This window comes from Agrobacterium sp. SORGH_AS_0745, from assembly GCF_030818995.1.
GTDB lineage: Bacteria > Pseudomonadota > Alphaproteobacteria > Rhizobiales > Rhizobiaceae > Agrobacterium > Agrobacterium tumefaciens.
Window position 1 is genome coordinate 1537898 of the sequence record NZ_JAUTBI010000001.1, and the last position, 25836, is coordinate 1563733.

The following is a 25836-nucleotide window of genomic DNA, read 5'->3' on the forward strand; positions in this document are numbered from 1 at the left end:
GAGTTTCATCATGCAAAGGGAACTGGGCGTCGGCATCATCGGGTGCGGCAACATCTCGTCTGCTTACTTTTCGCTGGCACCGCTCTTCAAGGGCATCAAGGTGCTGGCCTGCGCCGACCTTAACCGCAATGCGGCGGAACTGAGGGCAGAAGAATTTGGTGTCACGGCGCAGTCGATCGAGGAACTCCTCGCCAACAAGGACATCGACGTGGTGGTGAACCTCACTATTCCCGCCGCGCATTTTCCCGTGTCGAAAGCGGCACTCGAGGCGGGTAAACACGTCTATTCGGAAAAGCCGCTGGTGCTTTCGTTGGAGGAAGGCGAGGAGTTGCGGCGCATCGCCCGCGAGAAGAACCTTTCCGTTGGCTGCGCGCCTGATACTTTCCTTGGCGGCGCGCATCAGCTTGCCCGGCAATATATCGACGAGGGCAAGGTCGGGCGCATCACCTCCGGCACCTGCCATGTGATGAGCCCCGGCATGGAGATGTGGCACCCCAATCCGGGCTTCTTCTTCCTAAAGGGGGGCGGGCCGATCCTCGATCTTGGCCCCTATTATGTGGCGAACCTCATCAACCTCATCGGCCCGGTCAAGCGCGTTGGCGCACTGACATCAATGGCCAACCCCACCCGAACGGTGACCAGCCAGCCGCTGAACGGCGAAGTTATCCCGGTAGAAACGCCAACCAACATCCATGCGCTTCTGGAATTCGTGAACGGAGCAACGGTCACACTTTCGGCCAGCTGGGATGTGTGGTCGCATCGCCACGCCAATATGGAACTTTACGGTACGGAAGGATCGATCTACGTGCCGGACCCCAACTTCTTCGGCGGTGTGGTGGAGGCGAGCGGACGCGACAAAAATATCCAGCCGCTGGAAGACTGGGCGCATCCCTTCGGCATTGCCAACCAGGAAAGCCCGAATGGCCCGCGCGCCAATTATCGCACGGCAGGCCTGGCCGATATGGCGATTGCTATCCTTGAAGGCCGCGATGCCCGCTGCTCGCTGGATCGCTCCCTGCACGGTATCGACGTGATGACCTCCATCCTCAAATCCGGGGAAGAAGGCCGCTTCATCGAGATGACCACAACCTGCACGCAGCCGGCAGCACTCGGCATCGAGGAGGCGCAGGCGCTGCTGCGCTAAGCCCGGTTTATCGAAAAAAAGAGCCCGGCGCACTGCCGTTTTGCCGGGCTCCTTCCGCTCCGCCGCATCATGGGCGAGCTTCGTGTCTCAAAAGCCGATGAAAAAACCAAGCCAGCGTGCGACGGTCGTGACCATCCAGATCAGGAAGACGAACGGGGCGATCCCTATCGTGGCGACGAGCGTCGCGGAGGCTATGAAAAGTAAGACTGCAAGATTGCGCCTGAGCCCTGGGCGTCTGTTGCCGAGTGCCTTATCCATGACGCACGGTGGCCATCAGCCCACGAACGGTAAGGGTGACATAAAGCGTGCCTGCCAACGCCATCAAAATGCCGGAGCCGATGGAGCTGAGATCGCTTAGCGAAAAGAGGAACATAGAACCGGCCGCCATCGGCAACATCCTTCAAGAACTGCAACGTTCAGTCCGTTCTAGATCAAGCCGGTTTCCCGCTTATGTCGCGATTGTTTCGTCTTGTTGCTGCGGCGGGGCAATTTCGTGGATTGCGCGGAATTTCCGCTATTTCCGCAAAGCCCTTCACAATCGCTTCGCTTTGGTTTAAAGCCGCCCCCGTAATCCGGTCGCAGCCCACCCGGTCAAAACAAGGGATCCCAACGTATGAAAACCATCGTCATCTGCTCCGGCGGATTGGACTCCGTTTCGCTTGCGCACAAAATCGCGGCGGAACATGAACTTGTCGCTCTTGTCTCCTTCGATTACGGCCAGCGCCACAAGAAGGAGCTGGATTTCGCAGCCGACTGCGCAAAACGTCTCGGCGTGCCGCATCATGTCATAGACATCACAACCATCGGCGCGCACCTCACCGGTTCCGCGCTGACGGACGATATCGACGTGCCGGACGGACATTATGCGGAAGAGACCATGCGCTCCACGGTGGTGCCGAACCGCAACGCCATCATGCTGACCATCGCCTTCGGCCTTGCCGCCGCCCAGCAGGCGGATGCGGTGGCGATCGCCGTGCATGGCGGCGACCATTTTATCTATCCCGATTGCCGGCCGGGCTTCATCGACAGCTTTAATGCCATGCAGGCGCATGCGCTGGAAGGCTACGCAGACGTCACCTTGTTTGCGCCCTATGTCACCGTCTCCAAAGCGGCGATTGTGACTGACGCGGTGAAATACGGCACCCCATTTGGCGAAACCTGGTCCTGTTACAAGGGCGGCTCTCGCCATTGTGGCCGTTGCGGCACCTGCGTGGAGCGGCGCGAGGCCTTCCATCTGGCAGGTGTTACCGATCCGACGGACTATGAGGACCCGGATTTCTGGGTGGCGGCCACCCATGCCTATGCGGCACAGGAGGTGCGTTGATGTTTCGCATCACCAAGGAGTTCCATTTCTCCGCCTCTCACCAGCTGAAAAGCCTGCCCGCCGACCATCAGTGCGCCCGCCTGCACGGGCATAATTACATCGTTGAGGTCGAACTATCAGGCGAAGAGCTGAACGAGCACGGTTTCGTGCGTGATTACCACGAACTCGCGCCGCTGAAGCGCTACATCGACGAACATTTCGATCATCGCCACCTGAACGACGTTCTCGGCCATGACCGGGTGACAGCAGAATGTCTGGCGAAGCACTTTTACGATTGGTGCAAGACGAGCCTGCCGGAAACCAGCGCCGTGCGAGTGAGCGAAACCGCCAAGACCTGGGCGGAATACCGGCCATGACGGCGGCTGCACAGAAAGTTGCAGCGAAGGAAACAGCGATCCGCATCAGCGAAATCTTCGGCCCGACCATTCAGGGCGAGGGTTTGCTGATTGGTCTGCCTACCGTTTTCGTTCGCACTGGCGGCTGCGATTACCGCTGCTCCTGGTGCGATACGCTGCATGCCGTCGACAGCGAGTATCGCGACACATGGAAACCGATGTCCGTCGAGGCGATCTGGCAGGAGGTGCGACGGCTTTCCGGCGGTGTGCCGCTGACGGTGTCGCTTTCGGGCGGCAATCCCGCCATCCAGCCCCTTGGGCAACTAATCGCGAAGGGGCAGGGCGAGGGCTATAGGTTCGCGCTGGAAACGCAGGGCAGCATCGCAAAAGACTGGTTTGGCGATCTCGATCATCTGGTGCTGAGCCCGAAGCCACCATCGAGCGGCATGGAAACCGACTGGCGGGCCTTTGAAGACTGTCTTGCCGCCGCCGGCGATGGACCGCAGGTGGCGCTGAAGATCGTGGTGTTTGACGATGCGGACTATGCTTATGCCAAGGCTGCATCAGCCCGTTTCCCGCATTTGCCGATTTACCTCCAGCCCGGCAACCACACCCCGCCGCCGCCGGATGACGACGACGCGCGTGTGGATATCGATGGAATCATGGATCGCATGTTGTGGTTGGTGGACAAGGTCAGCGAAGACCGTTGGTTTTCTGCCCGGGTGCTACCGCAGTTGCATGTGCTCTTGTGGGGGAATAAGCGAGGCGTTTGAGGTAGTACCTCCGTCATGCAGAGCTAGATTCGGGGTGACGGGAGATAACGGTACACGCTGCAGTATTGGAAGCGGCGGCTTACGCCGCCGCGCCCTTGCAATTCAAGCAGAGACGGCCAGCTCCCGCCGTTCGCGGTCGGCGATGATCGAGAGATCAAGCACCTTCTGCAAATTCGCGGCGTGGCGGAAGTCCGGATCAGCAATGCCACCTTCCATGACGGCCTTGGCGAATTTTTCGTAATTCGTCGGCACCGGGTCGACATCGATTGTCTTCCAGATCGCCTTTTCCACATCGTCGCCGATGCAGGCCCGCAGGCTGGAATAGTCAGGCGTGTGAATCACCTCCAGCGCACCCTTGTCGCCGTGGATGCGCAGGCGCAGTTCGTTGAGATGGCCCGTTGCCCAGCGGCTGGCGTGAATGACGCCCATGGCGCCGTTTTCTAACTCGGCGGTCATGGTGAAGCTGTCATTGGCGTCGAGATCGTAGGCGCCGATCTTGTTGCCTTCATATTTGTCGAAGGTCTTCAGGCGCGTGAAGATCCGCTCCACATCGCTGCCCGCGCCATAGGAGGCGAAGTCGAGAATGTGGATGCCGACATCACCCAGAACACCGTTTGAGCCGTGCTTGGTGGAAAGCCGCCACAGCCACTTGCTCTCCGTCATCCAGTCGCCCCAGGCCTTGGAAACGAGCCAGCTCTGGAGATAGGAGGCTTCCAGATGGCGCACCTTGCCGATCTTGCCAGCCAGCACCATTTCGCGTGCCGCCTGCAAGGGGGCGACATTGCGATAGGTGAGGTTGACCATGGCAACAAGGCCCGCTTTTTCTGCGGCATCGGCCATTTCGGCGGCCTTGGCGTAGTTTTCCGCCAGCGGCTTTTCGCAGAAAACATGTTTGCCCGCCGCCAGAAGCTTGAGGCTGGTCTGGTGGTGGATGGCATCCGGCGTGACGTTTGCCGCCGCGTCGAACTCGCCCCAGGCAATCGCGTCATCCAGCGAGGTAAAGGAGAGTGGAATGTTGTGGCGAAGCGCAAAGCCCCGCACAACCACATCATCCACATCCACCGCAGCCACCAGTTCGACGCCGGGGATTTGCGAGAAATATGTGGCATGGTTGTTAGCCATGCCGCCGGTTCCGAGAATGAGAAGTCTCATGGCTGTTTACCTGTAACCTGCTTCGCCTGCCTTGTGCAGCTTGGGGCCGCGTTCTTCGATAGGCTCCAGCGCCTTGTCGACGGGAACGTTGGGGGCGTCATGAATGCTTTTCAGCGCGCCGACCGGATTATAGGCCCATTTCACCGAATTGCTGATGACCTTCTGTACATTGGCGTCGTGATAGGTCGGATAAGTCTCGTGACCGGGGCGGAAATAGAAGATGTTGCCTGCGCCACGGCGCCAGGTGAGGCCAGATCGGAAGACTTCGCCGCCCTGGAACCAGGAGATGAACACGGTTTCCAGCGGCTCCGGCACGGAGAACTGCTCGCCATACATCTCTTCGTTTTCCAGCTCGAAATGCTCGGGCAGGCCGGCTGCAATCGGGTGGCGCGGATTGATCGTCCACAGGCGTTCGCGTTCGCCCGCCTCACGCCATTTAAGCGCGCAGGGCGTACCCATCAGTCGCTTGAAAGGCTTGGAGAAGTGGCCGGAATGCAGGACGATGAGGCCCATGCCTTCCCAGACACGCTTGGCAACGCGCTCGACGATCTCATCCTGAACCGCACCGTGGTCCTTGTGGCCCCACCAGACCAGAACGTCGGTCTTGTCCAGACGCTCCTGCGAAAGGCCGTGTTCCGGTTCCTGAAGCGTGGCGGTGGTGGCGCTGATCTCAGGGTTGGTATTCAGCGCATCGGCAATGGTGTTGTGCATACCATCAGGGTAGATCGAACGCACCGTCTCGTTGATGTGTTCGTGGATATTTTCGCCCCATACAACGGTGTTGATGGTCATTTTCTTGCTCCTTGGTGAAAGCCGGAAGCTTGGGTGATCCGGCGAAAGTTAATTGTTCAGGCGGCGCCGCGCACGGGATTGCGCGCAAGGGCCTGGCCCTGCGCGTCGAAGCGGTGGATCTGCGCCGCATCCGGCACGAGAACGATTTTTTCTCCCGGCTTGCGGTCGGTCACGCCTTCCTCACGAACGACGATGGGTTCGCCAGCACCAATCTCGACATAGATGTAGCTGTCCGATCCCAGCATTTCCGAATGGATGATTTCGCCGTTCCAGCCGGTCTCACCGGCACCGATCGCAAGGTGTTCGGGGCGGATGCCGATGGTCGCGGCACCTTCGACTTCCGCATATTTGCCGGCAAGGAAGTTCATCTTCGGCGAGCCGATGAAGCCGGCAACGAAGGTGTTGACCGGGCTTTCGTAAAGCTCGAGCGGCGTGCCGATCTGTTCGACGCGGCCATCGCGCAGAACGCAGATGCGGTCGGCGAGCGTCATGGCTTCCACCTGATCATGGGTGACGTAGATCATCGTCGTGTCATGCATCTCCCGGTGCAGCTTGGCGATTTCGAGACGGGTTGCGACGCGCAGCGCCGCATCGAGGTTGGAGAGCGGTTCGTCGAACAGGAACACCTTCGGATCACGCACGATGGCACGGCCGATGGCGACACGCTGGCGCTGGCCGCCGGAAAGCTGCTTCGGCAGACGTTCCAGATAGGGCGTGAGCTGCAGCATTTCCGCTGCCGCCTCTACACGCTTGCGGCGCTGCTCCTTGTCGGCGCCTGAGAGTTTCATGCCGAAGGCCATGTTTTCGAATACGGTCATATGCGGATAAAGCGCATAGGACTGGAAGACCATGGCGACGCCACGCTTGGCGGGTGGCAGGCGGTTGACGGCTTCTCCGTCAAAGGAGAGCGTGCCGCCAGTGATTTCCTCGAGCCCGCAGATGAGGCGTAGCAGCGTGGACTTGCCGCAACCGGAAGGGCCGACGAAAACCATGAACTCGCCGGAGCGGATGTCCATGTCGATGCCCTTGATGACATCGAAGGCGCCGAAGGATTTGCGAAGATTGCGCAGTTGAATGGTGGTCATAAGTTTTCTCCTAGCCTTTGACGCCGCCGGCGGTGAGGCCGGAAATGATGCGTCGCTGGAAGATAAGAACGAGGACGACGAGCGGGGCGGTGACGATGACGGAGGCCGCCATGATCGTTCCCCAGGGGATTTCAAACTGCGAACCGCCCGAAAGAAGTGCGATGGCGACGGGCACCGTGCGCTGTTCGTTCGATGAGGTGAAGGTGAGCGCGAAGAGGAACTCGTTCCACGCCGCAATGAAGGCGAGGAGCCCTGTGGTGACGAGCGCCGGCCACATCAGCGGCATGAAGACCTGGGTGATGATGACCCATGGCGTTGCGCCATCGACGATTGCCGCTTCCTCGATTTCGATCGGCAGGTCGCGCATGAATGTCGTCAGCACCCAGACAGTGAAGGGCAGAGTGAAGATCATGTAGGAAAAGATCAGCGCGAGCGGCGTGTTGAAGATGCCAGCCCAGCGGATGAGTTCGAACAGGCCGGCGAGAACGGCGATCTGTGGAAACATCGAGACCGAGAGGATGGTGAGCAGAAGCAGCGAGCGGCCCCGGAAACGGACACGGGCCAGGGCATAGGACGCCGTTACCGCAAGGAACAGCGACAGTACGACGACTGAAGATGCAACGAACAGCGAATTGCCGAGATTGCGCAGGAACGTGCCGTTGCCGATGACGAAGTTGTAATTGGTCAGCGAGAATTCACGCGGCCAGTAGTTCACCTGGAACAGCGCTGAGCCGGATTTCAGGCTGGTCAGTATCGCGTAATAGAACGGGAATACCGAAATCACCATGATGACGGCGACCAGCGCATAAAAGGCGGTGGTTTTCAGGATGCTTGGCAGGGTCATCGCGAAGCTCCATCTGTGTTGACGCGCCCGAGCCACATATAAACGACTGTTATCGAGGCGATGATGAGGAACAGCATGGTGGAAGCGGCTGCGCCATAGGCGAACTTGTCGAAATCGAACAGGTTCTCACGCGCCAGCACCGACATCGTGCGGGTCTGGGCGTTATTCGGCGTCAGAATGTAGATGAGGTCAAAGACGCGCATCGCATCCAGCATACGGAAGATGACGGCAACCATGAGCGCTGGCCGGATCATGGGCAGGGTGACGCGGAAGAACACCTTGACGGGGTGGATACCGTCCACCTTCGCCGCCTCATACATGTCCTTCGGCACCATTTGCAGGCCGGCGAGAATGAGCAACGCCATGAAGGGCGTCGTCTTCCAGATATCGACAATGAGAACGGCGACCATTGCGGTGTCCGGATTGGCGGTCCATGCGATCTTGTGGGAGATCAGCCCGAGATTGAGGAACAGGTCGTTCAAGATACCGAACTGGTCGTTCAGCATCCACGCCCACATCTGCGCCGAAACGATGGTGGGAATGGCCCATGGAACGAGGATGGCGGCGCGCACCAGGCCGCGTCCCTTGAATTCCGCGTTCAGCACCAGCGCAACGATAAGGCCGAGAACGGTTTCGAAGCTGACCGAAAGGATGGTGAATTTCAGCGTGTTCAGAACCGCGCCCCACCAGGCGGGATCAGCCAACAGGCCGCGATAGATGGTGCGGCCGCTGCTGAGCGTGATCCAGGTGAGGTAGTTCTTGAAGCCAACGAATTGTGCGCCGTCGAGATTGGTCAGCGACGCGTCGGTGAGGCTGAACCAGACGGTGCGCACCAGCGGCCAGCCGGCCACCAGCGCTAGTACCAGAAACGTGGGGGCAAGGAACAGCCATGCGGATTTCAGGCGTTCCGACTGAAGGTCGGAGCCGGTGCCGGATGCCGCGACCGGTCTTTGAAGGGCGGTATCGTTCATGGGGATATCTCGCAGTTGGGGTGTGGGAAACGCTCAGGCGAGACCGCTTCCCACACGGGCCGGATTACCAGCCGTTGCCTTTGAGATCGGTCAGTTCGACTTCAAGGAGCTCAAGGTTTTCCGCCGCCGTGCCGTTGCCGGAGAGCGTGTTGTGCACGGCACCCCAGAATTTGGCCGAAACCTCGTTGTATTTCACCTTCGCCGAGGCAGAGGGGCGTGGAACGGCGGTCTGGAAAATCGGCTTCCATGGCGGCATGAAAGGCTGTGCGTCCGCGACATCCTTGTCGTCGTAAAGCGAGGCGATCGTGGGCATGTTGGAAAGCTGGATCGCACGCATCTTCTGGGTATCCTTTGATGCGAGGAACTTCACAAGTTGGATGGCAGCTTCTTGATCGTCGGAATATTTCGAAACGGCGAGGTTCCAGCCGCCGAGCGTTGAGGCGGGTGCCGCACCCTCTTCACCGGCCGGCAACGGCGTGACGCCGAATTTGCCCTTGATGGCACTGTCGGCACCGTTTCCAAGCGCATAGGCATAGGGCCAGTTGCGCATGAAGACGGAATTGCCGGTCTGCCAGACGCCACGTGCTTCCTCTTCCTTGTAGGCAAGCACGCCCTGCGGCGCGATGGTGCCGACCCAGCCCTTGGCGGCTTCGATCGCGGCTGCGGCTTTCTCGTTGTTGATGGAGATGTCGCCGTTGGTCTCAACGATATGACCCCCACCGGCTGATGCAATCCATTCCAGCGCGTTGCAGGTCAGACCTTCATAGGCGCTGCCCTGGAAGACGAAGCCCCAGAGGTCCTTCTGCCCGCCTTCGCGTTCCTTGTCCTGAATTTCCTTGGCGGTCTCGCCCAGTTCCTTCCAGGTTTTCGGCGGCTGCTTGCCGTATTTTTCCAGAAGGTCCTTGCGGTAGAACAGAGCGGGTGCATCGGTGAACATCGGCATGGCGACAAGCTTGCCGTCCACGGTCTGTGACGCCACGATGGAGGGGAAATGATCGCCAATGACATCCTTCGTCGCTTCGGTCAGATCCACGAATTGGTCGGAGAGCTGCGGCGCCCAGATCACGTCCGTCTGATAGACGTCGACATCCTTGTTGCCCGCGGCAAGCCATAGCCTGTACTGGCTGAACTGCTCACTGGACGATGACGGCATGGTGACAAGATTGACCTTGTGGCCGGTCTCTTTTTCGAAGGCGGCGATCCGCTCCTTGAAAAATGCAATGTTCTTGCCGGTCGAGTTGGCGGCGATGGAAAGTTCGGCCGCCTGCGCGGAAACTGCCGCAGACAGCACGCTGCCACACAGCAACAAAGTCTTCATGGAAATATTCATTGTCAAACTCCTCCGTTGACGCTTCCAATCATCCTCAAAATTGAAAGCGCTTTTGACTGGTGTGAAGTTCGCAAAAGCCGACAAATCTGTCAATACTCTTTCTTATGGCGTGGAAATTGGGCATCTTCGGGTGTTGCCACGGAGGGTTTGCCTTTCGAAACGGCGAACTGTAAGGTTTCAGGTGGGGATAAATTGAAAGCGATTTCAATTTTTGTCCGCTTGAAAAATCTGCGGCGGCGACGCATGCAGGAGCAAATTGGCAGAAAACATGAAGCTCAAGGAATTCGCAGAAAAGGTCGGGCTGTCGCCCACAACCGTCAGCCGTGCGCTTGGCGGCTATCCCGAGGTGCGTGAAGAAACGCGCCAGCGGGTGATGGATGCTGCGCTGAAATACGGCTACCGGCCCAATGTCAACGCGGTCAGGCTGGCAACAGGCAGGGCTGGCGCCATCGGTGTCGTGATGGGCCGTTCGGGCGGCGGGCATTTCTTTTCGGAATTCATGGGCGGCATGGCGACGCGGCTGGAAGGCGAAGAGACCGACATTCTCGTCAGCGTCACCGTCGACAATAACATTGAGGAAGAGCTCGCGATTTTCAGCCGGCTGGCGTCGAGCGGACGGGTGGATGGCATAATCGTGCATTCGCCGCGTCCGGAGGACGAGCGCATCGCGCTGCTCAATCGGCTGGGCGTGCCTTTCATCGTGCATGGCCGCTCGAAGACGGCGTTCGAGCACGCCTGGCTCGATATCGACAATCATGATGTGACGTATCGTCCGACAATCCATTTTCTGGAACGTGGCCACCGTCGCATCGCGATGATAAACGGCCCGACAGGCCGTACATTCGTGCAGGACCGCGAACAGGGTTTTCGTGATGCGCTCGCGACCCATGGCATCACGCCTGATCCGCGCCTCATGATGAGCGAGCATTTCAGCGAAGATGCCGCCTTCCGTTTCGCCCGCTCGCTGCTGGAGCAGACGCCGCGCCCGACCGCCTTCGTCGCCGGTGCGATGATGACGGCGCAGGGCGTCTATCGCGCGGCAACCCAGCTGGGACTGGTGATCGGCAAGGACGTGTCCGTCATCGCCCATGACGACGTGTTTCCTTACCTCACTCCGGAAAGCATGATGCCGCCGCTTTCCACCACCCGCTCGCCCATGCGCATGGCTGGCATGCGGGTTACAGACCTGCTTCTGCAGATCGTTGGCGGCCGTCCCGTCCGCGAGGTTCAGGAATTGTGGCCGGTCGAACTGATCTTGCGGGAATCGGTCGGTCCAGCCTGAGCTCGTCGCCATAGCTCACTGATTCCATTCCATTTTGTGAACGTCAATTGATTGCCGTTCGTCTTTCATCGCCTATACGGCAGCGTCATCTCGTGTATAATCGAAGCTGCACAGGCCTTTTGGAACAGGACCTGGGCCAGCGCGTTGAGGGGACGTGTTGAAGGAGGTGACCGATGTTTGAATTTTTAAAGCCGCAACAACAGACTGTGATCGATGATGTGGAGGCAACCGGTACCTATGCCGATGCGCTGCTCAACGTACCCAGCCCGGAACTGACCCGTTCCACCGCTCGCGAACACGGCCATGAGGCCCACTCCCGCGACTATTGCGAAAACCGCGATATTTCCCGCAGCTCGCTGGGTTTCGCCTGACCACTCGCAAAAGCTTCCCAAAAAAACGGAACTGACCGGCGTTTTCCTGCGTTTGCCCTGTACAATCCGCAGGGCGGCGCAATGAAACCGAAGGGACCTGACCGGCATTTGACCGATGGGCGAATTGGGTGTTGCGCCGCCTGAGGAGGGGCCGCGCGCTCGCGTCGTCCCAGCAGATGAAAGCGCATTTCGATTCCGCATTGGACGAAGCGCTTATATCCAGGAGCTGCAATGCCAACTCTTCCCGTTGAACCCTATCCAGACCCGCCAATGCCGGTGCCGCCACAGCCGGATATACCGCCGGTCAAAGAGCCGGAGCCCGAAAGGCTGCCGGACGAGGCGCCAAACCCCAATCCAGATGAAAACGACGGACCGCCCAAGGTATTGTAGGTTTCAGGCTTGTTCGAATTTCCTGCTGAGGAAGGCCGAGCCTTCAAGTCCGAACCGCCACGGATAATCCTGCGCGCGGCTTATGCCGATGCGTCTGCCGCTGGTAACGGCAGCGGCCTCCTTTGGCAGGCGGAGGAAAAACGGCGGGCGGTCCAGCGCTGCTCCGTCCATTTCTCCGGTAATGGCCAAGGCCTGACAAAGCCTGCCGGGGCCGGAACATAACAGTTTCAGTTTGTCAGTTCCTCGCCGCAGTTTCATCATGTCTATGCCGGTGAGGGGTTCGATGGCGCGCAGAAGCACGGCGGAGCCCGGAGCGCATACGAAGTTTGCGCACCAGTGAATGCCGTAGGAGCGGTAGACATAGAGATGGCCGGCCGGGCCGAACATCGCCTTGGTGCGCGGGGTCTGCCCATTGAAACTATGGGATGCCGGATCATCAGGATGATAGGCTTCGGTTTCCACGATGATGCCGCCGGTATTGCCAACGCGGAATTCCACGCCGATGAGGGCGCGGGCAACGTCAACGGGATCGCGCTGAAAGAAGCGCTCCTGCATTTCCGGGCCCAAGGCCTGATCCATCTGGAACCCCTTCTGCTCTGCCATCGTTGTGAATTCAGGTTTCAGTGTGTTGTCGCATCGGGTTACGCCGATGCTTTTTCAAATCGGAGGGCATGTCATGCAACTTTCTACGACCTATGTAAAACGGGATAACGGAGTGATTTCCGTGGAATTTGTCGGCAGCGACGGCGATCAGGTCTCGGTCCGCCTTGCCGACGGTCTTGATGGCATCGACGATGCGGAGGCCATCAAACGCGCGAGCGCGGTGATGGTTCAGCTGACGGCATTCGGAACGCGTCAAGGCGCCGATGCGCCGTCGCAGTTTTCCGCTCTCGGCACGGCGCAGGATGAAGCCCCGCACGGTCAGGCGAGCGCCCGCACATCGAAGGATCGTGACATTCTTGAAGAGGAACTGGAAGAGGGGCTGGAAGACAGTTTTCCGGCGAGCGACCCCGTCTCGGCAACGGTCACCTCGATCGCGTCGAGAAAAGGAGGGCTGTGACCTTGGCCAATGGTAAAGTCGCCCTCGTCACCGGCGCTGGCTCCGGCATCGGCCGGGCTGCTGCCCTTCATCTGGCTGCGAAAGGCTTTTCCGTAGGCCTTCTCGGCCGTACCGAATCTGAATTGCAGGCAGTGGAAAATGAGATTTCCGCCTTATCTGGCGCTTCTAAGGTCCTCGTCGCCGATGTGGCGGAAGAGGCAGCTATGCGACACTCCGTCGCAGAGCTTGCCGATGCTTTCGGCCGTCTGGATGTCGTAGTGGCCAATGCGGGCGTCAACGGCGTCTGGGCGCCGATTGACGAGCTGACGCCTTCGGAGTGGGACGATACGATCCGCATCAACCTGCGCGGCACCTATCTAACTATCCATGCCAGTGTGCCGCATCTGAAGGCGGCAGGTGGCGGCTCCATCATCATCGTCTCTTCCATCAACGGCACACGCACTTTCAACTCGCCGGGCGCTACCGCCTATTCGGTGACGAAGGCCGGGCAGCTTGCCATGGCCCAGCAACTGGCGCTGGAGCTCGGGCGTCATCGCATCCGTGTCAACGCGGTGTGTCCGGGCGAAATTGAAACGGCGATTGACGAAAATACCGACATACGCGGGCGCGACAGGACCGAAGTGCCAGTCCGTTTCCCGGCGGGTGACATTCCGGTCACCGGCGGGGTTGCAGGGACGAGCGAGGATGTTGCTGCATTGATCGGTTTTCTGGCATCGGACCAGTCGCGCCATATCACCGGAACGCCGGTATGGATCGATGGCGGGCAGGGGCTTCTTCGGTAGCGGCAGTTCCATCACAGGCTTGTGTGCGTATGATTAACGAATGGGTAACGTCTGTTCACGAGACTTTGTCCTTGCGGGAGGTTGCCGCCATATGGCCACCTTCGCTAGTTAAGCCTCTGCCACAAAGGCGGGCAAATCGGGCGGGCAGAACGATCCATGGGTGTGAATGCATTGCTGAACTTCGCAAGTGCGGGGCTGCGGCGCAGGGTAAAAGCGGGAATGAGAATAGCTGCGGTCGTCGCGATCGGCAGCGGTCTCGCCGCGTGCACCTCCATGGGTCTCGACAGCGTCAAAAAGGACCCGCCGAAGCTGTCATCCAAGATGATGGCGCAGATGTCTGCCAAGAGCATGCGCCCGGAAAGCCCGGTTCTCGTTCGCATTTTCAAGCAGGAAAGCGAGCTTGAGGTCTGGAAGATCGACAAGACCGGTAATTATGCGCTGCTCAAGACCTATCCCATGTGCCGCTGGTCCGGAAAACTTGGCCCGAAGACGAAGACGGGCGACCGGCAGGCGCCGGAAGGATTTTATCATGTCTCCGCAGGCATGCTGAACCCCAATTCGCAATATTACGTCTCCTTCAATCTCGGCTATCCCAACCGGCTGGAATCGGCGCTTGGTTACACCGGCGAAGCGTTGATGGTGCATGGTGCCTGTTCTTCGTCGGGCTGTTACGCGATGACCGATCAACAGGTCGGCGAGATTTATGCGGTCGTGGCGCGCGCGCTGCAGGGCGGGCAGGACCGCTTTCAGGTTCAGGCCTATCCCTTCCGCATGAGCGCGCGGAACATGGTGGCGAATCGGGACGATCCCAATATGCCCTTCTGGAAGACGCTCAAGGAAGGCTATGACTATTTCGAGGTGACGCGCCGCCAGCCAAAGGTTTCCGTTTGTGGCCGGCGATACGTTTTTAACAGCGAATTTGCCGGCGGTGAGCCTGCCGATCCGCTGGCGGCCTGCCCACCTGCGATAAACCAGCCGGACCCCTTGGTGGCGTCGAAAATGGCCGAAGAGCAACAGAAATTTGCCGCCGCGATGAACGAGGGAACTTCTGCCCCGGTCAGCGCGTATGTAGACGGCGGCATGCACCCGAGCTTCCGTGCCATCCTGAAATCCAGTGGCGCAAAGGCCATGGCATCGCAGGTCTCCGGCACGAAGTACCCTATAAGCCGCCCCGAGGCGGCGCTGGCAGATCCCTTTGCCAGCGCAAGATGACGCAGATGAGGTTTTTCAATTGAACGACACGACAACGACCCGGCGAGGTTTCCTGCTTGGAGCGGGCGGATTGGCGCTGGCCGGCCTTGCAGGCTGCAACACCACCGCGCGTGAGGCCACACGGCCAACAGCCCCGGCCGACGACCCGATGTATGCCTTGATGTACGGTCCGAAGCCCGACGAGCAGTTTCCGTTGCCGGAAATTCCCTACAAGCGGATCCCGCGCCAGTTCCTGCGTCAAATGGTGGAAAATCCCACCGGTGAGCGTCCCGGCATCATTGTGGTCGATACCGCCAACCATTTCCTTTATCTCACCTACGAGAACAACCAGGCCATGCGTTATGGCGTCGGTCTCGGCCGCGCGGGCTTCGAATGGGCCGGACGCGGCGTTATCCAGTACAAGCGTCAATGGCCGCGCTGGACGCCGCCCGACGAGATGATTGCCCGCCAGCCTGAGCTGGAACCCTATAGCGGCCGCAATGGCGGCATGGAGCCGGGCCTCAAGAACCCGCTCGGTGCGCGTGCACTTTATATCTTCAAGGACGGCAAGGACACGATCTACCGTCTGCACGGCTCGCCGGAATGGTGGACGATCGGCAAGTCGGTTTCCTCCGGCTGCGTGCGTCTGCTGAACCAGGATATTGTCGACCTCTATAACCGTGTGCCTGATGGTACGCCGATTGTGGTGACGGCGCTCGGGCCCGCACAGCAGGGTGTTCCTATCGGGCAGGCAGGCGTGCCCGTGGCGCAGTATGGCGGCGGCGTGGTCGGCGACGGCCTGTCGCAACCAATGCAGACCTATTGATAGACGAAATTTCCAGCCGCCTGAGAGGGCGGCTGGAAATGGCTAATGAATGAAGGCGCAATCACAGCGCTTCGATACTGCGGCTGCCGGCTCGATCTGCGGCAGCGACCTCAGGCAACGCGACGGGTAACGTCGCGGCTACCGGCACTTTCCATTTCCAGACGGAACCGCGATACAAGCGAGCGCAGCTTTGCCGTTTCGGCGGCGAGCATTGCAGAAGCCGCAGTGGATTGTTCCACCATGGCAGCATTTTGCTGGGTGGCGTGATCCATGGAGTTTACCGCCGCGTTGATTTCGGCAAGACCGGTCGATTGTTCGGTCGCCGATGTGGCGATGGCGTTCATATGGCGATCGATGCCCGCGATACGCTCGCCGATCTCCTTCAGCGCCGTGCCGGTGTCGAGAACCAGTTTCACGCCGCTTTCCACTTCCGTCGAGGATTGCCGGATATGATCGCGGATTTCGCTTGCGGCCTTTGCTGCGCGCTGGGCGAGATCGCGCACTTCCTGCGCCACTACCGCAAATCCCTTGCCGGCTTCACCGGCGCGCGCGGCTTCCACGCCTGCATTCAACGCCAGAAGATTTGTCTGGAAGGCGATCTCGTCTATGGCGCCGACGATGCCGGTGATCTGCCGGGACGAGGTTTCGATGCGGCGCATCGCCTCTTCCGCATGGCTGACAACTTCCACAGATTTCAGTGCGCTGTGGTTGGCATCGGTGGCGGCGAGCCGCGCTTCGGCGGCACGCTTGTTGGCGTTTGAAACATTGACCGTGATTTCATCGAGAGCTGCTGCTGTCTGTTCCAGAGACGCTGCCTGATTTTCCGTGCGGCGGGAAAGATCGCCGGCACCTGCGGCGATTTCCCGGCTGCTGCCGTCAATGGTGCTGATGCCATCGGAAATGGCGAACAGCGTTTCGCCGAGTTGACGCACTGAGCTGTTGAAATCGTGACGCAAGGCCTCGAATTGAGGGGCAAAGGCCTGATCGAGCTGAAAGGCCAGATCGCCCGATGCCAGCCGCTTCAGTCCTGTCGCAAGACCGGAAGTGGCGATGCGCAGCCGCTCTGACGCATCGTCCTCCGCTTGCTGTCGCGCCGCCGCCTGATCGGCTTCTGCCTGCAGTCTGGCTGCTGCGGCCTGTTCTTCGAGCGCCCGATTGGCAATCGCCGCCTGCCGGAATATTTCGACCGCGCCGGACATGGAGCCGATCTCATCCTTCCGGTCCATGCCGGAAGGAGGTTGTGACGTGTCGCCGCTGGCAAGGATTTCCATCGTCTTCGACAGGCGCAGGATTGGACCCGTTACCGTTTTGCGGGTGAGGATAAAGAGGCCTACGCAGAAGAGTGTCGCCAGAACCAGCAGCCCTTCTAATACGAGCTCGATTACCGCCTTCGTCTCCTGGCTTTCCGCGACAGTTGCTTCGGAAAGCGCGTCGATCTGTTCGCTCGCCGTTTCCATCGCGGTTTCGAGAGTGGTGAACTGGCGCATGAAGTCCGGAATCATTTTTGTCGCCGCGCCCGGATCGGCGTTGACGAGGCCAACCACCGTTTTGGCGCTTTCAAGATAGGACTGAAGCGGTTTTTCAACGCTCTCAATAACGGCTTTGGCGTTCGTACCTTCGGTAAGCGCCTTGTTTAGCTTCAATGCTTCAAGGAAAGTGGCTTCATGTTCGGCAAGGTCGGCCTTTACCGCGTCGAACGACAGGCCCATCGTATCATTCGTGGAAAGAATGGCTGCCAGCACGTCTGAGCGCAGCGCATCGTGCATCATGTCGGCACGCATATGATTGTGAAGTATCTCGGCGGACCGCGATACATCCGTACTATTGCGATTGAGCGTATTCGTCGCCCAGATACCGACCCCCGCCGCGCTTCCGGTGATGGAAAAGATTGCAATGCTTGCAAATATAATTTTTTTCTGAATCGACGCCATGAGGCCATTCCCGCTCGGTTGGTTATACTACGGGAAATTAATAGAATATGCTTAAGAAATGATCTATTTTTGTTGCGGTCTTGATAAATGCAAAAAAAGGCTGCAATAGAAATTGCAGCCTTTTATTTATTAGAGATTTATACTTTTAATCCGCTCTTTTCAGCGCGTCGCCCAAGATCGAGACGATATCGTCGAAATGGGATTTTTCGGCGATAAGCGGCGGCGAAAGGGCAATGATATCGCCCGTGACGCGAATGAGCAGACCGCGCTCGAAGCAATCCACGAAAACGTCATAGGCGCGTGCGCCGATAGCTCCATCACGCGATTGCAGCTCGATGCCGGCGATGAAGCCGATGGTGCGGATGTCGATGACATTGGGCAGGCCCTTCAGCGAATGGATGGCGTCGTGCCAGACATCCTGCATTTCTGCCGCGCGGGTAAAGAGCCCTTCGTCGCGGTAGATGTTGAGCGTGGCGATGCCGGCGGCGCAGGCAACCGGATGTCCGGAATAGGTATAGCCGTGGAACAGCTCTATCTGGTTGTCAGGCCCATGCATCAACGCATCGTGCACCTTGCGGCTGGTAAAAACCGCACCCATCGGGATTGCGCCGTTGGTCAGCCCCTTGGCGGTGGTAACGATGTCAGGCGTCACGCCGAAGTAGTTGCTGGCAAAGGACGAGCCCATACGGCCGAAACCGGTGATAACCTCATCGAAGATCAACAGAATGCCGTGCTTGTCGCAGATGGCCCGCAGGCGCTCCAGATAACCCTTCGGCGGCACCAGCACGCCGGTGGAGCCGGCAACCGGTTCAACGATACAGGCCGCGATTGTTTCGGCCCCATGCAGAGCAACCAGCCGTTCCAGATCGTCTGCCAGTTCGGCACCATGCTCGGGCTGGCCCTTTACGAAGCTGTTTTTCGCCAAATCGTGGGTATGACGCAGGTGGTCGGCCGGGATTTGCGGAAAAACACGGCGGTTGTTGACAAGGCCGCCAACGGAGATGCCGCCGAAACCGACGCCGTGATAACCGCGCTCACGGCCGATCAGACGGCTGCGGGTGCCCTGACCGATGGCGCGCTGATAGGCGATCGCAATCTTCAGCGCCGTATCGACTGATTCAGAACCCGAGCCGGTGTAGAACACGCGGTCGAGCTTCGCGCCTTCCGGGCCAGGCGCGATTTCCGCCAGCCGCTCGGCGAATTCGAAGGCGACGGGATGGCCCATCTGAAACGAGGGCGCATAATCCATGGTCGAAAGCTGGTGTTTGACGGCGGATGCAATCTGGTGGCGGCCATGGCCGACATTGACGCACCACAGGCCAGCTGTACCGTCGAGAACCTGACGACCGTCATTGCTGGTGTAATACATGCCCTCCGCGCTCGTCAGCAGGCGGGGATTGGCCTTGAACTGCCGGTTGGCGGTAAATGGCATCCAGTAGCTGTCGAGTGAGGTGGAGTTGGATCGGTTGGGGTTGTCCATAACGGTTCTCCTGTTCGGTGCCGGTGATTGAAAGCTATTTTCCGGGCTGAACAAGCCCTTTTCTCGCTGTGGCCAAGCCATTGAAAATGTTATAGGCGGGAAAGGTAGTTTTCGATATTTCGAACAACGGCAACGGGGGATCACGCATGTCGGTGGATATAGGCGGGCGTTTGCGCCATTTGCGGCTGCGTCACAATATTTCCCAGCGTGAACTGGCAAGACGTGCTGGCGTTACCAATTCGACGATTTCGCTGATCGAATCCAACACCTCCAACCCGTCCGTCGGCGCGCTGAAGCGCATTCTCGACGGTATACCGATCGGCCTTGCCGAATTTTTCGCCTACGAGCCGGAGACCAGCCGCAAGGCATTTTACCGCGCGGATGAACTTGTCGAAATCGGCAAAGGACCGATATCCTTCCGGCAGGTGGGCGAAAATGTTTTCGGCCGCAGCCTGCAAATCCTGAAGGAATGTTACCAGCCGGGTGCCGATACTGGCAAGGTGCCACTGGTCCACGATGGAGAAGAGGGGGGTATCATCCTCTCCGGGCGTCTGGAGGTGACGGTCGACGAGGAGCGGCGGGTTCTTGGTCCGGGGGATGCCTATTATTTCGAAAGCCGCAGGCCGCACCGCTTCCGCTGCGTTGGTCCAGTGCCGTGCGAGGTTATCAGCGCCTGCACACCACCCACCTTCTGATTCTATGGCTTTCGGGTAAAGTCACGCCGGAATGGTGGTCGGACCGTTGCAGCCGGAGATAATATGGTCCAGCCGGAGAGATTTTCTACGAGCCGACCGAACTTTGATACGGGTTCCCGCCATTATTTTGCCGCTTTTGCGCCGCTTTTGCAATTTTTCCATCGCTTTTTCTTGGCGAAGTTGGCGTGCCGGCAAAAAAATCCCGGCTAATATGTCAAATTTTATATGCATTGCCACAATCTTGCTGCGCTGCAAAAAAATTTAATATTCTTCCTGACGCATGGCTGTTCTTGGCGTTCCTGTCTCACCTGATTAAGTCACAAGAAACATATAAGAAAAGACTATCTGTTGTCGAAAACGCAATACATGCGGGAGCGGCACCCATGCTCTCAACACATGGCCGCCGGCACATTTGTTGCTTTTTTATGCAACCGTTAATATTGCCCTGACGTTGATCGGCCGCTCTCGCAAGAAATCGCATAGACGGTCAGGGGCAATGTGCCTTACAAAAAATCCATTAGCATCAAATTCAGAACACAGACTTGTTATCTCTTTTAGACGGAAAGACACGCCTCCGGGCACCGACCAATCGCAAAACATAAATGGAGTTCTCTCTATGAAGTCCGCGACCCAATCGGCTGAACAGACACTCAGCAGTTCCGAAGACTTCGATGTCAGTTTCCCTATCGGGGGCATCGCAAAACGCAGCTTCGATATGACATCGGCCCTGCTTGCGCTGCTCATCTTCAGCCCGATTTTTCTGTTGATCGCCGCACTGGTGAAATTGTCCGATCCCGGCCCGATCTTTTATGGGCACCGGCGTGTGGGACATAATGGCCGCTATTTCCATTGCCTGAAATTCAGGACGATGGCGATGAACGGTGATGAAATGTTGCGGCAATATCTTGCCGCCAATCCGGAGGCCGCCGAGGAATGGCGTGCGACCCGCAAACTCAAGAATGATCCGCGCGTAACCGCAGTTGGTGCCGTGCTGCGAAAGCTCAGCCTTGATGAGCTGCCGCAGCTTCTCAACATCATCCGCGGCGAAATGAGCGTCGTTGGCCCGCGCCCCGTCGTCGACGAGGAGCTGAGCTACTACGAAAGCGATGCCGCCTATTACCTCAGCACCCGTCCGGGCCTGACCGGCCTTTGGCAGATCAGCGGCCGCAATGACGTAAGCTACAAGACCCGCGTGGCTTTCGACACGCAATATGTGCAGAACTGGTCGATGCGACAGGACGTCTTCATCATCGTCAAGACCATTCCCGCCGTGTGCCTTTCACGCGGAAGCTACTGAAAACCGATATTGAGTTTGGCTTTATCGATCTTTGTTTTGCCACGCACCCTGACCGGGATCCCAAGTCCGGTCTTTGGGTGCGTCATTGGTGCAAATCATAATGGCCGCTTTTTGCGGCGCTGTGCAGCCGGCACCGTCCGGCTGCTCTATCGCCTGATCGCCCGCGCGGCGATCCGCAAACAGGGAGTTTCCCGATGAACGGTCCTATTGCCGTCGCTAGCCGTCCGCTTGCAAAAAGAACCGCCGGACGCACTTTCTCCGCCCTTCTGCTTGTCGCATCCGTCGCATTTGGAGCGCCGCTTTCCGCAATGGCTGCGGAAGGCGCTCAATACAAGCTTGGCACCGCCGACAAGCTGCGCATCCGCGTTGCCGAATGGCAGCCGGCCGATGGCAGCATCCGCAACTGGGATGTCATCAACGGCGATTATTCCGTCGGCCCATCCGGCGCGCTGTCGCTGCCCTTCATCGGCCAACTGGATGTGGCGGGGAAGACCTCCGCGGAGGTCGGTGAGGCGATTGGAGCCCAGCTTCAGAGCAAGTTCGCCCTTCGCAATCTGCCGTCGGCTTCTGTCGAAATCGCCCAGTTCCGGCCGATCTTCCTCAGCGGAGATGTACAGACGCCAGGCGAATATCCCTATGCTGCCAATCTCACGGTGTTGAAGGCCGTAAGCCTTGCCGGCGGGTTGCGGCGCTCCGATGCCGGGCAGCGTTTTGCCCGCGACTTCATAAATGCCCGCGGCGACGCAGCCGTTTACGACAACCAGCGCGCAAGGCTGCTTGCCCGTCAGGCGCGGTTGATCGCCGAGGTCAAGGGTGACACGGTCATCGCCAAGACGCCGGAGATGGAAAAGATTGCCGAGATCGACGCGCTTCTCGCCAGCGAAAGCGCGCTGATGAAATCGCGCACCGAGCGTTACACTTTGCAGCTCAAGGCGCTGACGGATCTGCATGCGCTTCTGGAAAGCGAAGTCGAATCGCTGAAAAAGAAATCGGAAACGCAAAACCGCCAGCTCGAGCTTGCCAATGAGGACCGAGACCGCGTCAACCGGCTGAACGAGCAGGGCCTTGCACTATCGCAACGGCGTATTTCCGCGGAAGAACGTGCAGCGGAGGTGGAAGCCGCACTGCTTGATATCGACACGCAGTCATTGCGGGCCAAGCAGGATATCAACAAGGCGACCCAGGATGAAATCAACCTGCGCAATGACTGGGTGGCACAGCGCTCCAAGGAATTGCAGGACACGGAAGCGGAACTCGACAAGCTCAATCTGCAACTGGGTACAAGCCGGGAATTGATGTCGGAGGCGCTCGCACAATCGGCTGAGGCGATCCGTTTCGATCCGTCGGGAAAATCCGCGACAATCAGCTACGTCGTGGTGCGTGAGGAAAACGGCAAGCCGAAGGAAGTGAAGGTGGATGAAAACGCCATGCTCCAGCCAGGCGACGTCATCAAGGTCTCGTCCGAAATCCTGATGCAGTGAGGTTTTCATGCGGATCGCCAAATCGGCACTGATCGATCCCGAACGCAATGAAGTCTACGGAATGGCGGCGATTGCGCTGTCATTCTTCGTTTTCGCCTATTCGTCGCGTTTCGGGCAAATCTCGATTCTGGCCTATTATGGCATGTGGCTGCCCCTGGTAGTGGTCAATTACCGGCGCGTGCTGGGTAACTATCCGCGCTATCTGTGGATATTCGCCTTCGGCATCCTGACCGTGCTGTCGAGCTTCTGGTCGGAGGCAGCATCGGTCACCATGCGCGCTTCCATCCAGTATATGACGCATATCGTCTGTGCACTTATCGCCATGCGGGTGGTCTCCATCCGCACGCTGACGCGTGGGGCGTTGATCGGCATCACCGTCATTCTGCTCTATTCGCTGCTGTTCGGTGTCCACCTTTTCGATGCGCTTGATGGAACCTACAGTTTCGTCGGGGCCTTCTCATCGAAGAACCAGCTTGGCTTTTACGCCTCGCTCGGCGTCATTTTCGCCGTCTCATCCGTGCTGATCCTCAAGCAAAGGGGTATCTGGCTGCCGATCGCGGGCATCACCGGGCTCCTATCGGCCTATAGCCTAATTGCTTCGCAATCGGCCACATCCACCATTACCACGGCGGCGGTGGTCGCCCTCATCATCGGTTTCATCCCGATTGGCATGCTTTCACCGGCCAACCGCAAGATGACCTTTTTCGCACTCGGCGGTGTTGGCATATTGCTGGTGGTCGCGTCCCTGCAGTTCGGCTTGCTTGATGCCATTCTCGGCCTTTTCGGCAAGGATTCGACACTGACAGGACGCACCTATCTCTGGCAGCAGGGCATCGAAGCGGCAAAGCAGACACCGATCCTCGGCGTTGGTTACCAAGGGTTCTGGGTGGTGGGTTTTGCCGATGCCGAGCGCCTGTGGAACGACTTCTTCATTACCGGACGCAGCGGCTTCCATTTTCACAACACCTATATCGAGACGGTGGTGGAGAATGGCATCGTCGGCATGGTTCTGCTCGGCATGGTGCTTTACGGAACGCTGCTCGGCCATCTGCGCTCGGTCCTGATGCGCCAGCGCGATCCGCAGGGCGTCATTCTCTTTGCCATCTGCGCGCTGTTCGTCGTCCGCTCCTTCGTGGAGATCGATATCATCTTCCCATTCCAGATCGGTTCGTTCCTGCTGTATTTCGCCGCCGGAAAACTATGCCTGCCGGCGAAAGCCACACAGAATAGCGAAACTCATCCCGCGATTGGCGTGCGGTTACAGACGCGAGCCTGAGCATTCGCTCTGCCCGATCCTAGAGGTAATCCGATGAGACGTGCGGGCTGGCGTGGATGAAACTCCACATGTCCTTGCTGACAGAGACGATGTCGGCGATGGATTTCTCGAGGTGTTCGATTTCTTTCTCGTCCATGCGTTCTACCTTGCCGTAACGGACCTGGGTTTCGTCCTCCACCAGTCGCATGAGCTGGGTGCTGGCAATTTCGCCCTTTTCGTCGAAGGAGTAGATGCAATGATTGTATTTGTTGCGCGTTTTCGATTCTTTCTTGAGCCGCGCCATGATGGAGAGAATGGTCTTGCGATCCGGCGCTGGTGTTGAGGGAAGTTTTGCCAGACGCTCGATGAGATCCATGCGTGCGCGCGTGGTGTTGAGCGTCAGAAACACGACGATGGCCGCTTCCTTCTCCACTTTCAGGAGATGGACGATCAGATAGATCATCAGGCTTTCGGTGTTGGTCCACACGTAATTCAGCCTGCCGACCATCAGCAATATATCCGACATTGCTGCCATGCTGTTCTCCCGCCCCACCAGACATATACTGGCATTCTATGCCGATCTGGACGGGATTGACAGCATAGGTCCTTCTGCGTTCCGCATTTTCCAGACGCAAAACCGCCATCCAACCTTCCTGGAAAAGCGGTATTTCTTCATCTTTCCTTGAATGCTCGGGACATGCTCTCGGAGATAGGCTTGGTCAGATATTCGAAGAAGGTTCGCTCCGAAGTCTGGATCAGGACATCCGCCGGCATGCCGGGAACGGGATGGAAATTATGGACCTTCGCGATCTCCTCGTCTGAAACCTGCACGCGCACGATATAGACGTCCTTAACCTGCAGGCCTGCATTTTCCTCGATGCTGTCGGCGGATACGTAAAAGACCTTACCGTTCAGAACAGGCGTGGTGCGGCGGTTCAGTGCCGAAAGGCGGATCGCTGCCGTCTGGCCCTCATGCAACTGGTCGATGGAGGTTCTCAGAACCTGCGCCTCAAGGATCAGGGGAACGTGGGCGGGCAGGATTTCCATGATCGGCTTGCCGGTGGTGATGACGCCGCCTGCCGTGTGGTAATAGGCGCGCACCACGGTACCGTTGACCGGGGAGCGGATGACGGTGCGTTCTAGCACTTCGGCGGCACCGCGCACCTGCTCGCGCACGCTGTCCAGATCGGCTTCGGCGGTTTCCAGCGCGTCGAGAGCAGCCTGCTTGTTGGCGTTGATGGCAATGACCGCTTCCTGCTTGAACTTGGCGATTTCAGCCTCGCTCTGGTTCATCTCGCCGGTCAGTCGGGCGATATCGCCCATGGCATCGGCAATGGCGCGCTCCAGCGCCAGCATGTCGGTCTTGCGGATGACACCGTCCTTGGCAAGCCTTTCCTTGGAATCACGCTCCTGGGTCAGAAGTGCCAGTTGACGGTCGAAGGACTGCTTCTGCCCCTCATAGCCCGCATAACGAAACTCCAGCGACTTGATGTTCTTTTCGATGAGATTCAGTTGCTCGTCGAGTTTCACGATCTTGCTGTGGAACACGATGTTCTGGCTCTGGATGATGGATTTGATATCAGGATCGCTGGCTTCCTTCATGACGATGTCAGGCACCTTGAAGCTTTTTTGGCCCTGCGCCTCGGCGCGCAGGCGCGTGACGATGGTTTCGAGGCGAAGGCGTCTCAGCTGGAACATGCGCTCGTTGGCGAGCGCCGTCGTCTTGTCGAGCGTCAGAAGCACGTCTCCTTCCTTGACGGTGTCGCCTTCGCTGACCATCATTTCCTTGATGATGCCGCCCTCCAGATGCTGCACGACCTTGTTGTTGCCGGGTGGCGACAAAGCTGCCCTGGGCAATGATGGCGGCGGAGAGCGGTGCAGTGCCGGCCCAGTACCCGAAACCGCCGAAGGAGGCGAGCAGCACGGCAAGACCGATTGAACTGTGGAGGCGAATGGAACGTGGCACTTCGCTGTACCACTCAAGCTGGCCCTGGGGTTTTACCTCTGCGACGGCGACGGCGGTTTTTTTCTTGAACATGACGATC

27 protein-coding genes and 1 pseudogene are annotated in these 25836 nt (G+C 58.7%); 15 read left to right on the forward strand and 13 right to left on the reverse strand.

Annotated elements, in window-relative coordinates; translation table 11 throughout:
- The first annotated feature begins 10 nt into the window (after nt 1-10).
- Nucleotides 11-1144, forward strand: coding sequence for a Gfo/Idh/MocA family protein (locus tag QE432_RS07025; protein WP_025595645.1), 1134 nt, complete (start codon nt 11-13; stop codon nt 1142-1144).
- A gap of 250 nt (nt 1145-1394) precedes the next feature.
- On the opposite strand, the gene QE432_RS07030 is transcribed toward QE432_RS07025, so the two are convergent.
- The gene (locus tag QE432_RS07030; RefSeq protein ID WP_174003429.1) at nt 1395-1532 is read right to left on the reverse strand and encodes a hypothetical protein; all 138 of its coding nucleotides are present in this window, start codon (nt 1530-1532) and stop codon (nt 1395-1397) included.
- 225 nt (nt 1533-1757) lie between these two features.
- Here QE432_RS07030 and queC point away from each other — a divergent pair, with 225 nt between their 5' ends.
- From queC to queE, 3 genes are read left to right on the forward strand one after another with little or no spacing between them, the layout of a single operon-like run.
- The gene (queC, locus tag QE432_RS07035; RefSeq protein WP_025595647.1) at nt 1758-2468 is read left to right on the forward strand and encodes a 7-cyano-7-deazaguanine synthase QueC; all 711 of its coding nucleotides are present in this window, start codon (nt 1758-1760) and stop codon (nt 2466-2468) included.
- The gene (gene queD / locus QE432_RS07040) at nt 2468-2824 is read left to right on the forward strand and encodes a 6-carboxytetrahydropterin synthase QueD (protein ID WP_065687767.1); all 357 of its coding nucleotides are present in this window, start codon (nt 2468-2470) and stop codon (nt 2822-2824) included. The genes queC and queD overlap by 1 nt, the downstream gene beginning before the upstream one ends.
- Nucleotides 2821-3576 carry a 7-carboxy-7-deazaguanine synthase QueE gene (gene queE / locus QE432_RS07045; RefSeq protein ID WP_025595650.1) on the forward strand — a complete coding sequence of 252 codons (756 nt, stop codon included), beginning with the start codon at nt 2821-2823 and terminating at the stop codon, nt 3574-3576. Before queD ends, queE begins: the two co-directional genes overlap by 4 nt.
- 102 nt (nt 3577-3678) lie before the next feature.
- Here queE and QE432_RS07050 read toward each other — a convergent pair whose 3' ends face one another.
- The 6 genes from QE432_RS07050 to QE432_RS07075 all read right to left on the reverse strand — a co-directional run bounded on the left by QE432_RS07050 (nt 3679) and on the right by QE432_RS07075 (nt 9750).
- Entirely contained in the window at nt 3679-4728 is a 1050-nt protein-coding gene (locus QE432_RS07050) for a Gfo/Idh/MocA family protein (protein WP_025595652.1), read from the reverse strand.
- A 6-nt stretch (nt 4729-4734) separates the two neighbouring features.
- Nucleotides 4735-5520: a ThuA domain-containing protein gene (locus QE432_RS07055; RefSeq protein WP_003510932.1), complete on the reverse strand. Its 786-nt coding sequence runs from the start codon at nt 5518-5520 to the stop codon at nt 4735-4737.
- 56 nt (nt 5521-5576) lie between these two features.
- Nucleotides 5577-6605: an ABC transporter ATP-binding protein gene (locus QE432_RS07060; RefSeq protein ID WP_013761592.1), complete on the reverse strand. Its 1029-nt coding sequence runs from the start codon at nt 6603-6605 to the stop codon at nt 5577-5579.
- Between the two features lie 10 nt (nt 6606-6615).
- A complete protein-coding gene (locus tag QE432_RS07065) occupies nt 6616-7449 on the reverse strand; it encodes a carbohydrate ABC transporter permease (RefSeq protein ID WP_003510927.1) in 834 nt (277 codons plus the stop codon).
- The gene (locus QE432_RS07070; protein WP_013761591.1) at nt 7446-8420 is read right to left on the reverse strand and encodes a carbohydrate ABC transporter permease; all 975 of its coding nucleotides are present in this window, start codon (nt 8418-8420) and stop codon (nt 7446-7448) included. Before QE432_RS07070 ends, QE432_RS07065 begins: the two co-directional genes overlap by 4 nt.
- A 64-nt stretch (nt 8421-8484) precedes the next feature.
- A complete protein-coding gene (locus QE432_RS07075) occupies nt 8485-9750 on the reverse strand; it encodes an ABC transporter substrate-binding protein (protein ID WP_306623673.1) in 1266 nt (421 codons plus the stop codon).
- Nucleotides 9751-10018: 268 nt separating this feature from the next.
- On the opposite strand from QE432_RS07075, the gene QE432_RS07080 reads away from it, so the two are divergent.
- The 3 genes from QE432_RS07080 (at nt 10019) to QE432_RS07090 (ending at nt 11793) form a co-directional block, all read left to right on the forward strand.
- On the forward strand, nt 10019-11032 hold the full coding sequence (locus tag QE432_RS07080; protein WP_035200558.1) for a substrate-binding domain-containing protein: 1014 nt from the start codon (nt 10019-10021) through the stop codon (nt 11030-11032).
- Between the two features lie 173 nt (nt 11033-11205).
- The gene (locus tag QE432_RS07085) at nt 11206-11403 is read left to right on the forward strand and encodes a hypothetical protein (protein WP_003510923.1); all 198 of its coding nucleotides are present in this window, start codon (nt 11206-11208) and stop codon (nt 11401-11403) included.
- A gap of 231 nt (nt 11404-11634) precedes the next feature.
- On the forward strand, nt 11635-11793 hold the full coding sequence (locus QE432_RS07090; protein WP_013761588.1) for a hypothetical protein: 159 nt from the start codon (nt 11635-11637) through the stop codon (nt 11791-11793).
- 3 nt (nt 11794-11796) lie between these two features.
- On the opposite strand, the gene QE432_RS07095 is transcribed toward QE432_RS07090, so the two are convergent.
- A complete protein-coding gene (locus QE432_RS07095) occupies nt 11797-12372 on the reverse strand; it encodes a DNA-3-methyladenine glycosylase (protein WP_013761587.1) in 576 nt (191 codons plus the stop codon).
- Between the two features lie 97 nt (nt 12373-12469).
- Between QE432_RS07095 and QE432_RS07100 the strand changes: the two genes are divergently transcribed.
- The 4 genes from QE432_RS07100 to QE432_RS07115 all read left to right on the forward strand — a co-directional run bounded on the left by QE432_RS07100 (nt 12470) and on the right by QE432_RS07115 (nt 15652).
- Nucleotides 12470-12853 carry a hypothetical protein gene (locus QE432_RS07100; protein WP_025595660.1) on the forward strand — a complete coding sequence of 128 codons (384 nt, stop codon included), beginning with the start codon at nt 12470-12472 and terminating at the stop codon, nt 12851-12853.
- Nucleotides 12850-13635: an SDR family oxidoreductase gene (locus QE432_RS07105; protein WP_025595662.1), complete on the forward strand. Its 786-nt coding sequence runs from the start codon at nt 12850-12852 to the stop codon at nt 13633-13635. Before QE432_RS07100 ends, QE432_RS07105 begins: the two co-directional genes overlap by 4 nt.
- A gap of 156 nt (nt 13636-13791) precedes the next feature.
- Nucleotides 13792-14847 carry a L,D-transpeptidase family protein gene (locus QE432_RS07110; protein WP_003510915.1) on the forward strand — a complete coding sequence of 352 codons (1056 nt, stop codon included), beginning with the start codon at nt 13792-13794 and terminating at the stop codon, nt 14845-14847.
- A gap of 19 nt (nt 14848-14866) precedes the next feature.
- The gene (locus QE432_RS07115) at nt 14867-15652 is read left to right on the forward strand and encodes a L,D-transpeptidase (RefSeq protein WP_035251547.1); all 786 of its coding nucleotides are present in this window, start codon (nt 14867-14869) and stop codon (nt 15650-15652) included.
- A 110-nt stretch (nt 15653-15762) separates the two neighbouring features.
- On the opposite strand, the gene QE432_RS07120 is transcribed toward QE432_RS07115, so the two are convergent.
- Nucleotides 15763-17583, reverse strand: coding sequence for a methyl-accepting chemotaxis protein (locus QE432_RS07120; RefSeq protein ID WP_003510912.1), 1821 nt, complete (start codon nt 17581-17583; stop codon nt 15763-15765).
- A gap of 145 nt (nt 17584-17728) precedes the next feature.
- Nucleotides 17729-19063, reverse strand: coding sequence for an aspartate aminotransferase family protein (locus QE432_RS07125; protein WP_003510911.1), 1335 nt, complete (start codon nt 19061-19063; stop codon nt 17729-17731).
- Between the two features lie 146 nt (nt 19064-19209).
- On the opposite strand from QE432_RS07125, the gene QE432_RS07130 reads away from it, so the two are divergent.
- The gene (locus QE432_RS07130; protein ID WP_003510910.1) at nt 19210-19758 is read left to right on the forward strand and encodes a cupin domain-containing protein; all 549 of its coding nucleotides are present in this window, start codon (nt 19210-19212) and stop codon (nt 19756-19758) included.
- 21 nt (nt 19759-19779) lie between these two features.
- On the opposite strand, the gene QE432_RS07135 is transcribed toward QE432_RS07130, so the two are convergent.
- Entirely contained in the window at nt 19780-19989 is a 210-nt protein-coding gene (locus QE432_RS07135) for a hypothetical protein (RefSeq protein ID WP_141682936.1), read from the reverse strand.
- Nucleotides 19990-20374: 385 nt separating this feature from the next.
- Here QE432_RS07135 and QE432_RS07140 point away from each other — a divergent pair, with 385 nt between their 5' ends.
- The 3 genes from QE432_RS07140 to QE432_RS07150 all read left to right on the forward strand — a co-directional run bounded on the left by QE432_RS07140 (nt 20375) and on the right by QE432_RS07150 (nt 23812).
- A complete protein-coding gene (locus tag QE432_RS07140; RefSeq protein ID WP_003510909.1) occupies nt 20375-21055 on the forward strand; it encodes a sugar transferase in 681 nt (226 codons plus the stop codon).
- 194 nt (nt 21056-21249) lie between these two features.
- Nucleotides 21250-22536 (forward strand): polysaccharide biosynthesis/export family protein, encoded by a 1287-nt coding sequence (locus QE432_RS07145; RefSeq protein WP_013761580.1) that lies wholly within the window; start codon nt 21250-21252, stop codon nt 22534-22536.
- A 7-nt stretch (nt 22537-22543) separates the two neighbouring features.
- Nucleotides 22544-23812, forward strand: a complete 1269-nt coding sequence (locus tag QE432_RS07150; RefSeq protein WP_065687765.1) for an O-antigen ligase family protein — start codon at nt 22544-22546, stop codon at nt 23810-23812.
- 19 nt (nt 23813-23831) lie between these two features.
- On the opposite strand, the gene QE432_RS07155 is transcribed toward QE432_RS07150, so the two are convergent.
- Entirely contained in the window at nt 23832-24326 is a 495-nt protein-coding gene (locus QE432_RS07155; RefSeq protein ID WP_013761578.1) for a hypothetical protein, read from the reverse strand.
- Between the two features lie 137 nt (nt 24327-24463).
- Nucleotides 24464-25829, reverse strand: a pseudogene (locus tag QE432_RS07160) (HlyD family type I secretion periplasmic adaptor subunit).
- Nucleotides 25830-25836: the final 7 nt, after the last annotated feature.